The organism is Niastella sp. OAS944, from assembly GCA_024809215.1.
In the GTDB taxonomy this organism is placed as follows: domain Bacteria; phylum Bacteroidota; class Bacteroidia; order Chitinophagales; family Chitinophagaceae; genus Niastella.
The window spans coordinates 26,899-38,495 of the sequence record JANUBW010000009.1 but is presented as its reverse complement, the minus strand read 5'-3'; the positions used below and the strand labels follow the sequence as shown (position 1 = coordinate 38,495).

At 43.8% G+C, this 11,597-nt stretch carries 8 protein-coding genes; 2 read left to right on the top strand and 6 right to left on the bottom strand.

Annotation, left to right across the window (positions count from 1 at the left end):
• The first annotated feature begins 375 nt into the window (after positions 1 to 375).
• Positions 376 to 2,220 carry a PAS domain S-box protein gene (locus GGD38_RS28410; RefSeq protein ID WP_375303915.1) on the top strand — a complete coding sequence of 615 codons (1,845 nt, stop codon included), beginning with the start codon at positions 376 to 378 and terminating at the stop codon, positions 2,218 to 2,220.
• Between the two features lie 137 nt (positions 2,221 to 2,357).
• Positions 2,358 to 3,032: an HAD family hydrolase gene (locus GGD38_RS28405; protein ID WP_375302875.1), complete on the top strand. Its 675-nt coding sequence runs from the start codon at positions 2,358 to 2,360 to the stop codon at positions 3,030 to 3,032.
• 315 nt (positions 3,033 to 3,347) lie between these two features.
• Here the strand turns inward: GGD38_RS28405 and GGD38_RS28400 are convergent, their stop codons facing one another.
• The 6 genes from GGD38_RS28400 to GGD38_RS28375 all read right to left on the bottom strand — a co-directional run bounded on the left by GGD38_RS28400 (position 3,348) and on the right by GGD38_RS28375 (position 11,566).
• On the bottom strand, positions 3,348 to 4,556 hold the full coding sequence (locus GGD38_RS28400; protein ID WP_375302876.1) for an AGE family epimerase/isomerase: 1,209 nt from the start codon (positions 4,554 to 4,556) through the stop codon (positions 3,348 to 3,350).
• A 3-nt stretch (positions 4,557 to 4,559) separates the two neighbouring features.
• On the bottom strand, positions 4,560 to 5,747 hold the full coding sequence (locus tag GGD38_RS28395; RefSeq protein WP_375302877.1) for a glycosidase: 1,188 nt from the start codon (positions 5,745 to 5,747) through the stop codon (positions 4,560 to 4,562).
• 22 nt (positions 5,748 to 5,769) lie between these two features.
• Positions 5,770 to 7,602 carry a sodium:solute symporter family protein gene (locus tag GGD38_RS28390; RefSeq protein ID WP_375302878.1) on the bottom strand — a complete coding sequence of 611 codons (1,833 nt, stop codon included), beginning with the start codon at positions 7,600 to 7,602 and terminating at the stop codon, positions 5,770 to 5,772.
• Positions 7,603 to 7,781: 179 nt separating this feature from the next.
• Entirely contained in the window at positions 7,782 to 8,891 is a 1,110-nt protein-coding gene (locus GGD38_RS28385) for a glycoside hydrolase family 26 protein (protein WP_375302879.1), read from the bottom strand.
• A 5-nt stretch (positions 8,892 to 8,896) separates the two neighbouring features.
• Positions 8,897 to 9,976 carry an IPT/TIG domain-containing protein gene (locus tag GGD38_RS28380; protein ID WP_375302880.1) on the bottom strand — a complete coding sequence of 360 codons (1,080 nt, stop codon included), beginning with the start codon at positions 9,974 to 9,976 and terminating at the stop codon, positions 8,897 to 8,899.
• 24 nt (positions 9,977 to 10,000) lie between these two features.
• Positions 10,001 to 11,566 carry a RagB/SusD family nutrient uptake outer membrane protein gene (locus tag GGD38_RS28375; RefSeq protein ID WP_375302881.1) on the bottom strand — a complete coding sequence of 522 codons (1,566 nt, stop codon included), beginning with the start codon at positions 11,564 to 11,566 and terminating at the stop codon, positions 10,001 to 10,003.
• Between the last annotated feature and the right edge of the window lie 31 nt (positions 11,567 to 11,597).

The following is an 11,597-nucleotide window of genomic DNA, read 5'->3' as shown; positions in this document are numbered from 1 at the left end:
TAGGCGATTGTACACAAAAACATTTTTGCAGAATTTTATTAAATTTACACAACCATTCAACTGCCATGAACGTAATTAATGAATATGTATTAGTGTTTGTACGAGAAAGATGAATAGGACTACGAATAAATTTTCATGCTTCTAATCAAACAATACTTAAGATTTATAACCGTTATTGCAAAGTGATTAAGATAATTCTTTAAATTTACAGAACGTGGTTTCACCACACATGTTCACTAAGGCTCAGTGACTTCCAACCAGTAGATCATTTCATTCTCTCTGACTAGTAGCAACGAATCCCTTCCAAACCAAATAGGGTATTCATGACGCATTCATGAATGCGAGGAGATTTATTGATGTTAACACCTACTATTTATGCAAACCTCATCTGTTTCGCGTAGTAATGCTACTATGCAGGCTACTACTGGTCACCAGCGACAAACTGCATTTGCTGCCATATTAAATGGCGTTATAGAAAATACTGAAGGATACACATGGATCATTGACAGGAACCTGCGGTACATAGTCTGTAATATCCATCTTCGCAACCTTATAAAACAGCATACGAATAACAACGTGTTGCCAGGCACGGAAGTTATTGATTGTATTGCGCTGTTAGATGATACACAACTACTTCCATGGACAAGCATTTACCAGTCTGCATTAAATAACATACCCAGCCGGTTCACACACCAGATCATCGTTGAGTCAAAACCTGTTTTCTTTGACATTTCGGTAAATCCCGTTCACGAAGGGAACAATGTAATTGCCCTCTCCTGTTCGGCCCGGGATATTACCGAACACAAGAATGCGGAGGAATCATTGCGGCAAAGTGAACTGAAGTTCAGATCATTGATCGAGAACAGTTCCGATCTTATTGTCATGGCTGGTCCCGAAGGAAATATCTTTTATGGCTCGCCTTCTGCCCAAAAAGTATTTGGCTATGAAGAAGCCGATTATATTGGGCGGCATGTATGTTCGTTTGTACATCCCGATTATTTATCCGCTGTAGGCGATTTGCTGGTGAACCTCATGACACATCCCGATGAAATGTGCACCATCGACCTGAAAGTTTTTGACAAACAGGGTAATGAACGTTGGGTATCGGGCCTCGCCTCTAATATGTTAAATGTACCTGGCATCAATGCACTGGTAGGGAATTATAGAGATATTACCGAACGAAAAAAAGCGGAAGAAAAAGTAAAGGAGTCGGAATACCTGTATAAGAGCCTGTTTTATAAAAGTCCGCTGCCTATATGCGTTTGCAATTCTGAAAGTCTGCAGTTTGCCGAAGTTAATGAAGCAGCCGTTCAACTGTACGGCTATTCGCGCAAAGAGTTTATGCAAATGACGGCATTTGAAATTATGTCACCCGAAGACAGGAATAACCTGCAGCATTTAATGCCCAGAGCAAGCCATAGCAATCGACCGCCCACATTACGAAAACATTTTAAAAAGAACAACGAAGCCATCTTTGTTGAAGTATGGGCGCATCCCATAAATTATAAAGGCAGCAATGCCTGGCTCCTGATAGCAAACGATATTACCGAAAAAATACAGTTACAGAACGAGCTTGTTGAAGAAAGAATAAAACGCCAACTGGAAATTGGGCAGGCAGTTATTGATGCACAGGAAAATGAACGCGAAACCCTGGGCCGCGAACTGCACGATAATATCAGCCAGGTATTAACAACTGCCAGGCTGTACCTCAATTGCGCAAAAGACTCGCCCTCAATGCAGGATGCCATGATCAAAAAAAGCGCCGACACCATTAGCAGCGCCATTGAAGAAATAAGACGATTGTCGAAATCGATGATAGAAACCTTTCATAAGGAAGTGGGCCTCGAACTTTCGCTGAACGACCTTATTGAAAATGTGTTGCTTACCCAGCAGTTTTCTATTGATCTGCAATACAATGTGCCCAACGAACAGCAACTGGATGATAAACTAAAAATGACTATTTTCAGAATAGTACAGGAGCAGCTGAACAACACCATAAAACATGCCGCTGCATCACAAGTTTTTATTAGTATATTACAAAAGGACCGGCTGTTACAAATAACCATTGCCGACGACGGCAAAGGGTTCAACACAAATAAAAAACGGACCGGCATTGGCATCACCAACATTATAAGCCGGACTGAATTGTTTAACGGACGGGTTAAAATTGAGTCGGCCCCGGGCCATGGTTGCCGTATGCAGGTGAGCTTTACTATCTGATAACCAAAGCGTTTCTTTAATAAATTAGGTTTCCACGGCATTAATAATATATTGTGTTTTGTTGTTTTACACTGCAAAACGAGGCGCAAGCCTTACTTTTGCGGTGTTTTTTTTATTTAAATGCACGGGGGATATTTATGGATAAGGCTTTTTTGTTCGATCTGAACGGCACCATGATCGATGATATGCAATTTCATTTAAAAGCATGGTATCATATCTTAAACGATGAACTGGGCGCTAACATAAGCTGGGAAGAAACAAGCAGCCATATGTATGGCAAAAACACCGAGTTGCTGGTGCGTATATTTGGGAAAGACAGGTTCACCCAAAAAGAAATGGACCACCTTTCGGTTGAAAAAGAAAAACGGTACCAGCAGGAATTCAAACCACACCTGAAACTTATACCAGGTTTACACGAATTTCTGGAGAAAGCACATGCTATGAACATTCCAATGGCCATTGGTTCTGCCGCCATTATGTTCAATATTGATTTTGTGCTCGATAACCTCAACATACGGCACTACTTTAAAGCTATTGTAAGCGCCGATGATGTTAGCATTAGCAAACCACACCCCGAAACCTATTTGAAATGTGCAGCAGCCTTAGGCGTTGAACCTGGCAATTGCCTGGTGTTTGAAGATGCGCCTAAAGGGGTTGAAGCAGCGCAAAACGCAGGTATGCCTGCGGTGGTGCTTACGTCTACCACCCTGCACGAGAAAGAAGAGTTTGCTGTATACAATAACATTATTCAATACATAACCGATTATACGCAATTGTCGCCGGCCGCGCTGGTAAAGGCAATGGCGGTATAACTATAAACCGTGCCACGGCTTGGAGCCGTGGCACGGTTACATCCTCGAAACGTGGCACACCTTAATGCATACTCTCTTCAACCTCATTGCAACCTCATTGCCACCCCAGCCCACGTATTTTTGCATACACTACTGAAGAGAGCAGGATTTCACGACACTAAGTAATAGGACATTTATGCAATAGTTGTTGTAAGTAGTTGCTGTAAAGTTGCAATGAACCAGCAGAGGACCTGCCAGGGAGCATCAAAGGAGCTACTAAGGTGCTATCTAGGAGCTATATCGCTATAAGGTCGCTATAACATCGCTATAAGGTCACTATAAGGTCGCTGTAACATCGCTATCACCTATCCTTCTTATAAGCTCCATACAGGCGCGGCCGTTATGATAGGGGCATTTCCATAACCCTACTTTATCCTGCCCCGGCATCACCGTATGATCTTCCTGCACGCCCCAAAACCATTCACCATTTTTATTATCCCGAATATACTGTTTTATAAAAGCCCAGTTATTGATCGCTAATTGCAGAAACTCATGCCGCCCGCTCACCTGCCAGGCATTATAAAAACCCACCAGCGCTTCGGCCTGCGGCCACCAATGTTTTTCTTTTATCAATTTATTATGCGCAGCTTCATACTCGTACCACAAACCTCCATCGGTATCTACACCAATAATAACCGCGTCGGCTATTGCAATGGCCAGTGTTTTCATTTCTTCTATCAACTCTTTATCACCGATCACTTCTACGGCTTTTAGCAATAACCAGCTGGCCTCAATATCATGTCCATACGAAATGGTGTTCGATCTCACCTGCCACTGCTCATTAAAGAACAAATGCAGGTGGCCTGTATGAGCATCAACAATATGCACGGCAAAATTGGCAAGCAGTAAATTTATATGTTGCTTTAGTTGTTCATTAGGCCATATGCGGTATAAACAAGTGTAGGCTTCCAGCACATGCAGGTGCGTATTCATCGTTTTCTTTTCGTTGGCATCTTTATCACTCAATCGCAGGTCATCTACCGGTTGCCAGTTGCGTGCATAGGCTTCAAAATAACCACCATGCACGGCATCAAAACTTTTTTCCTGTATTAAATGGTAAAGATCGATTGCCAGTTGTTTTGCCGGCTCGCTATGCATGGCCATATAATACTCGCTACAGGCGTATATTACAAAAGCCAGTGCATAGATCTGTTTTTTAGGATCAAGCATTTCTCCCTTGCCGGTAACGCTCCAGTAAACACCACCATATTCAGGATCAACAAAGTGATCGCGGATGTAAGCAAAAGCGCGGTTGGCCATTTTTGCATATCGCCAGTCATTTGTTAATGAAGCAGCCGCGGAGAAGGTCCATAAAATACGAGCATTTAATACACAGCCTTTAGGCGCATCTGCATAATGCGTATTGCCATTATCGAGGCGGCCGTAAAAGCCGCCTTGTTGCTCGTCTATGGTGTGTTGTATCCAATAATCGAGTATGGCACGCAGTTCCTGCTGCATTTCCAGTTTGAGCTCAGAAAGATTCATGTATTAAACGTTCTGTTGCAGCACCAATTTATTACTATCTATCAGTTTATACAAACTCTTTACCGATTCGGCAGAGGTATAACCATCGGCCGGCGTGTTCATTACATAGTCTGTCAACCGGTCAACGCTCGATTCTGCAACATGCATCCTGGTATCTGATGAAGCATAATAGATCAATACGCGGCCATCTTCATCGGCCACCCAGCCATTACCAAACACAACATTCGACACATCCCCTACCCGCTCTTCACCTTCAGGCGCTATAAAATAGCCTGCCGGTTTATAAATTATGCTCGACAGATCGTTCAAACCGGTCATAAACATATACAACGTATAACGCATACCGGCAGCAGTATTACGCACGCCATGCGCCAGGTGCAGCCAGCCGTATTTTGTTTTAATAGGTTGCGGTCCCAGGCCGTTCTTTAATTCAGAAATGGTGTGGTATACCCTTTTATCAACGATCACTTCTTTATGCACTACGGCATTCTCCATTGAACTGCTCAACCCAAATCCTATGCCACCGCCGGTGCCTGCTTCAATAAATCCATCCTGCGGCCGGGTATAAAAAGCATATTGACCGTCAACAAACTCAGGATGCAGCACTACGTTCCTTTGCTGCGGCGAAGGTGTTTTCAGATCGGGCAGCCGCTCCCATTGTTTCAGGTCTTTTGTTCGCGCAATACCACATTGGGCCACAGCCGAAGATTGATCGGCCGGCGGCGCATTGGGATCACGACGTTCGGTACAGAATAAACCATAGATCCAGCCGTCTTCATGCTGTACCACACGCATGTCGTAAATATTGGTATCTGCTTCTTCTGTTTCAGGCATCAGCACAGGGTACTCCCAAAACCTGAAACCATCGATACCATTGTCGCTTTCGGCAACCGCAAAAAACGACTTGCGGTCAGAACCTTCTACCCGTGCTATCAGGTAGTACTTTCCATTCAATTTAATAGCCCCGGCATTTAGTACTGAGTTAATACCTATTCTTTCCATTAAATACGGATTGGTTTCGGCATTAAGGTCGTAACGCCATAACAGGGGCGCATGCCTGTTGGTTAACACCGGATGTTTGTACCGGTAAAAAATGCCATTATTCTCTTCTGATCTTTCATTGGTACGACTAATTAATTTCTCATGTGCTTTTTTCAGCATTTCCAGTCGCGTCAAAAAGTTCTTGTCCATTACTTTCAGTTTTTAAGTCTTTTTAGTTATCGAGTTTATCCCACCAAGTTCTTTTAAGCACCACTATGATCACCAATAAAATAGCAACGGTGATCAGTAATGGTAACTTCAGCCATAATACTATATACATTGGCAAAATGGTAAGACAGCACTGGCCAATAATGCCCAGCGCTACATTGAACATATCTGTTTTAAAATTTTTATTAGGAACAAACGCCGGGTCTTCGGCCATCACTTTTACCTGAATGGGTTTCCAAAAGCCCCATGGTTTTACCGTTTTATAGAATTGTTTTAAAACGGTTTCATCGGAGGGCGGCGCCATAAAGGTGCCAATAAAACAACCCGCCAGCGATATCAGGAACAACAGGGGCCAACTGTACAGGGGAAGCGTGTTCGCAAAAAGATAAGGAAATACCAGCGCGGCTACAATGCCACTGGCCATACCCCAGAAAAAACCATTTGCATTAAACCGCCACCAATACCACTTTAACATATTGGCGGCAATATAGCCACCGTACAATGCGCCTACAATCCATTGCAGAACGCTGTTCACATCTTTGGCGAAGAAGCCCAGTGTAACACCTATTGCAACCACTACAATACCCACCAGGTAATTGGCAGTGATCACTTTTTTGGTACTTGCATTGGGGTCAACATACTTAAGGTAAATATCATTTACGATATATGCCTGCGCCGCATTAAGCGTACCCGAAAATGTGCCCATAAACGCGCCCAGCAAACCAGTGAGCACCAGGCCCAGAATACCTACCGGTAAAAAATTGTTGATGGCTGCCGGCAATATCTTTTCAAAATCAGTTTCGCCTGCCGGCCCCAGGTTCAATTGTTTATAATACAACAATGCCAGCACCGTTAACCCTATGATCATTGAATACCTTACCGGTAATAATATGATAGATACAAAGCCCGACATTTTACTGGCCTCTTTTGGCGAGCGGGTTGATAACACTTTTTGCATATCATAATTTGGCGCCGGCCCGGCAAGGCTTGCAAATATGCCTTTGAACAACATCATCATAAAGAAAAAGCCAAACAGGCCAAAACCATCTGCAGTTATCTTTTTATTGGCATCGGGTACCAGGTTGCTCCAGTTAAGGTCCAGCTGCCAGTTGAAAAAGGGATTCGTCCAACCCGCAGGCACTGCCAGCGTTGTACCAGTATTGTGTAACCGCAGCATGGCGATAATGGCAATGGAAACACAGGCGATGGTCATAATAACGTACTTGATCACATCGCCCAATACAATACTATGCATGCCTCCTAAAATAGAATAGAACATGGCAAACAACGTGAAAATAATACCGTACAAATGCGGCACATATTCATGCGCTATGGCAAACGGAATATGAGGTTGTACCACCTCCCAGGGCACAAAGATCTCGATGAACTTACCCAGGCCTACAAAACCATATGCCAAAAAACCAAAACAGCTGAGCAATGCAAAAGCCACTACTACATTGTGCGAACTTTTTACGCCCTTGCCGCTTGAACCAAAACGGGTCACCAGCCATTCGGCGCCGGTACTGGCATTTGACCGCCGCACCCATTTTGAAATAAACATCATCATAAACACCTGGTTAAACACGGGCCACAACCAGGGAATCCAGATCGATTTCATTCCATACACAAAACACAAGGCTACCATCCACATGGTACCACTGATGTCGAACATATCGCTGGCATCGCTGAGGCCCAGCATATACCAGGGCAACGATTTGCCGCCCAACAAATAACTTTCCTTATTTTTTCGGGCACGTTTGCGTAACACCCAACCTATTACTACCATGGTAACCAGGTATAAAAAAACAATGCTTGCGTCTAGTAGGGTTATTTTCATTCTGTTTGTTTCCTGTTCGTATTTGTTCGTTAGTTATTCAGTTATTAAGTTATTCAGTTTAAAGCCAACCACCAACTTAATAACTGAATAACTGAACAACTTATTAACGACCTTCCCTTTATCAACTTTATCACCTCTATTAACTTATCAACTCACTAGTCAACTCGTTAACTCGTCAATTACTCATATAATCTTTCTTTAGCAACATCTTTTTCAAATAAGGTATTCTCCTGTTGATAAAACTTAACAAAGTCCGCCGCCGATACCTGGTCCTTATACGGCGCGTAATAATGCATTTTCTTCATCCATTCATTATAGCCATGATTACGCCATACCAGCACATATGATATTTTATGCCCTCCTATAGCTTTGGCCAGGGTTTCCGTCCACCAGCCGGCAAAGGGAATTTGCTCATAGCCTGTTTCGCCAATGGCCATCAGCTTGTTCTTCTCAGCAGCTATTTCACCCATAAGCTGTAACTGCCTATTCGTATTCTTTACAAACCAGTCGCTTTTGGCGGCATCGTCATATTGATAGCTGTCAAAGCTGATCACATCTACCGCATCATCGCCGGGATACCTTTCAAGAAATTCGTCTTTTGTTTTGAAATCACCCGCGGTATTATATACGTAGAGCAGGTTATGCACTTTCTTTTCCTCGCGCAGGTAATACTGCGTAAACCGCCACAGCACTTTAAACTGCTCTGTGGTACAGGCATTGCGGCACCACCAGAACCAGTTACCTGTTAATTCATGATAAGGTCTGAACAGTACAGGTATCATTTCGCCCTTATTACCTTTTAACGACAGAAAGAATTTCGCCAGCTCATTGAGCCAGCCTTTATATAACTGATGATTATTACCGCCCGGTAAAATAGACGCTACCGTGCCATGCGTGGTATCCCAGGCACCTTTTTCAGCGCCGTACGGACTGCGGGCATGCCAGCTGATGGTAATTACACCACCGCGTTCATACCCTTCCTTAATATACTGACGCATTTTTTTAAACGGCACGCCATCTATGTTCTTTTCCTGTGCAGCTTCCAGTCCGCCTAACTCCCAGCCATACACGGCCGGGTAATCGCCGGCTACTTCTTTCACATCACTGCGGCCAGCTTCATAACGCCAGTTTACGCCATACGCCAGATCGTCCTGGTGACCGAACATATATCCTTTGGTCGCCAGCTTTTTCAGGTTCTTATACAATGCGGCAGTTTGCGCAGTGGCGCTTTTGTCGGTGGGTTCCGTATTAGCTCCCAATATTGCGGCAAGCAGCAGAAGATATCTCATTGTTATTATTTAACCAACAGCAGATCGTCTATATAAAATGTTTCATCCTGCGCATCGGGCCCTTTAATGCGAAATCCGATTTGTTTAAAAGGCGTGCCTTCAGCCCAAAGCTTAAGTGTTGACAGTGGTATTTTGAAATACGTCCACACATTGGCGGGCACATTGATCTTGTTTGGCTCGGGAAAATCGTCCCAACCACCAGTGGTTGTTTTATCGGTGGTGATATACAAGGAATAATCTTTTGAAGCCCCTTTTACCCAAACGGTAAGGTATTTATATGCAGGATCCTGGTCAACCCCCGGCCACCAATTCGCAATTCCAATAAGATGCCAGTTGGCTTTTGCATATTTTTTACCCAGTGACCTTGTACCCGTTTTAAATTCGGCTGTTGAAATAAATGCAGCATCACCCCAGGAATCGTTCTCAAAACCTGCAGCATAATCATCGGTAAAGATCTTAAACGCCAGATCAAGATTCACAAACTCCTGTGTTGTGGTAGTGGTCCCTGTAAAATTGGTAATGTTCAATGCTGTGCGTGCCGTGGTTGTTGCCGGCATTTTTATAACCAGTTGCTTTTTAGATTTTGATATAACCGTTGCCTCATCAGTACTGTTGTTCAATACTACTTTACTAACTGTTTCGAGGTTATTACCCCTAAGCGTAAGTTCCGTTCCGGCAACAAAATTATAGTTCGATACCGAAGTAACACTTGGAAAGGCCAACCCCGTGAATGGCACTAATAATTGTTTACCGGCGCTATTGGTGAGTACAATGTTTTGCAGACCGCCCGAAACGGTATCGGGCACCCTGAAAATAATGGCATTCTCTGTATTAAGTGTTGATTGGAACGGCGCAGGTACGCTGTCTTTATCAAATACGATCTTGCGCATATCGCCCAGTCCCGTACCCGTTAGTGTAAGCAGCGTTCCGCCAGAAGCAGTTGAAGGGGTTAAACTTTCAGCAACGGGGTTACCGGCCTCTACGTCGGGGCTGCCGTCCTTATCTTTTTTGCACGCCTGTACGTACAATACCAGGGCGGCAACTATAACAATTATCAATGATCTAAAGCAGAATAATTTTTTCATAGTAACAATCGTGTTTTGAATTCATTAATAATAGCTAACCGGTTGTTTGGCCAGTTCAGGGTCCTGCACTATTTCAGCAGCAGGAACAGGCAGGTACATAAACTTTTCATCAAAAGTTACATGGCGCGGCCCCCCCCATTCGCCCCTGTCCTGCGCCTCAATTATTTGTTTGGCTTTGGCAGCGCCCTGCCTTTGTATATCGAACCAGTAATCGCCTTCAAAAGCAAATTCAACACGCCGTTCTTTTAAGATATCATCTTTTGTTATTGTGGTTTTAGTACTTAAACCGGCCCGGGTACGTACCCTGTTGAAAGCCTGCACGGCGGCCGCATCGGCAGTTGAATTACCCGAACCAATAACCGCTTCGGCGTATATAAGCAAAATATCAGCAAAACGTAACATCATAGTATTGATGCCGGTATTCATTCCTATAACCTGTTCTCCGCCAAATTCCTTACCGGGGCCCACAACATACTTGGCAATATTTGCACGTACCCCGTTCTTGATACCGCCTTCGCCATCTTTTTGCGCAGTATCATAGATATAACCATTTGCCATAAATGCATTATAAGCAGTATTTGAATTCTTTGGTTTCCATTCAAGCTTACTCCATCCATGTTCCATTACTGAACCTTTGCGGCGAAGGTCGCCAAACTCATACGCGTTTAAAATATCCATTGACGGCAAATACAATTGCCACATGTCCGCCTCTTTGGTTGCTAAATTAGAGGGACCTCTATCGGGGTTCTTCTGATTGCCCGAGCCCCATGGATTGCTGGTAAGCTGATGTTGTATGGCAAAAAGAGATTCTTTATTATTGTTGAAACTGCTCGAATTGAACATACCGGCATAGTCAGTAACCAGGTCATATACATTGGAGTTGATAATTTCCCCTGCCAGCTTTTTGGCATTCTCATAATCCTTTAAATACAGATACAACTTTGCCATCATGCCTTTGGCCACAAGCTTCGTTAACCGGCCGGGTTGTGGATCTGTTTCCGGCAAACCAGCTTCTGCCTGTTGCAGTTCTTCCAACGCAAAACGCAATACATCTTTTTGAAAATACCGGGGAATATTAAAGTTACCGGATAAAGCCGTTTTACCGGGGTCGGTAATAATAGGCGCATCGCCCCAAATGCGGCCAATATAAAAGTAAACCGTTCCTCTAAAGAAATGACATTCGGCAATAGCCGGATCGATAAATGAAGCCTTTCCACCCATCGATTTCTTCAACTCCAGCGTCTTCATATACTCGCTCGTCCAGCCGCCAATTTTATAAAATACTTTCCATGCGGCGGCCACCCGTTCAGATGTTGCGGCAAAGGAAAAATTTACAAAAGGGTTATCTACTTTATCGCCGCTATATTCATTACCAGCCAGCACATCGCCAATACAATCCATAGCCCGGTTTTCGTAACCCGTCCAGGGCAAACCGTATAAGGTACTTGTAAGGCCGCGTACTTCTTCGGCCGTATTGTAATAGTTATCGAGTGTGGTGGCATCGAGCGCGGGCCTGTCGGTATATTTCTTTCCACAGGAAGCAATTACCAGCAATACACCTGCTAAAACATATATATTAATTCGTTTCATTGTATCAAGGTTTAATTACATCTGGATCTGA

What these genes read in the sequence shown, in the direction of transcription:
- GGD38_RS28385 (WP_375302879.1), bottom strand. Translation starts at nt 8,891, where the DNA reads ATGAGATATCTTCTGCTGCTTGCCGCAATATTGGGAGCTAATACGGAA.
- GGD38_RS28380 (WP_375302880.1), bottom strand. Translation starts at nt 9,976, where the DNA reads ATGAAAAAATTATTCTGCTTTAGATCATTGATAATTGTTATAGTTGCC.
- GGD38_RS28375 (WP_375302881.1), bottom strand. Translation starts at nt 11,566, where the DNA reads ATGAAACGAATTAATATATATGTTTTAGCAGGTGTATTGCTGGTAATT.
- GGD38_RS28410 (WP_375303915.1), top strand. Translation starts at nt 376, where the DNA reads ATGCAAACCTCATCTGTTTCGCGTAGTAATGCTACTATGCAGGCTACT.
- GGD38_RS28405 (WP_375302875.1), top strand. Translation starts at nt 2,358, where the DNA reads ATGGATAAGGCTTTTTTGTTCGATCTGAACGGCACCATGATCGATGAT.
- GGD38_RS28390 (WP_375302878.1), bottom strand. Translation starts at nt 7,602, where the DNA reads ATGAAAATAACCCTACTAGACGCAAGCATTGTTTTTTTATACCTGGTT.
- GGD38_RS28395 (WP_375302877.1), bottom strand. Translation starts at nt 5,747, where the DNA reads ATGGACAAGAACTTTTTGACGCGACTGGAAATGCTGAAAAAAGCACAT.
- GGD38_RS28400 (WP_375302876.1), bottom strand. Translation starts at nt 4,556, where the DNA reads ATGAATCTTTCTGAGCTCAAACTGGAAATGCAGCAGGAACTGCGTGCC.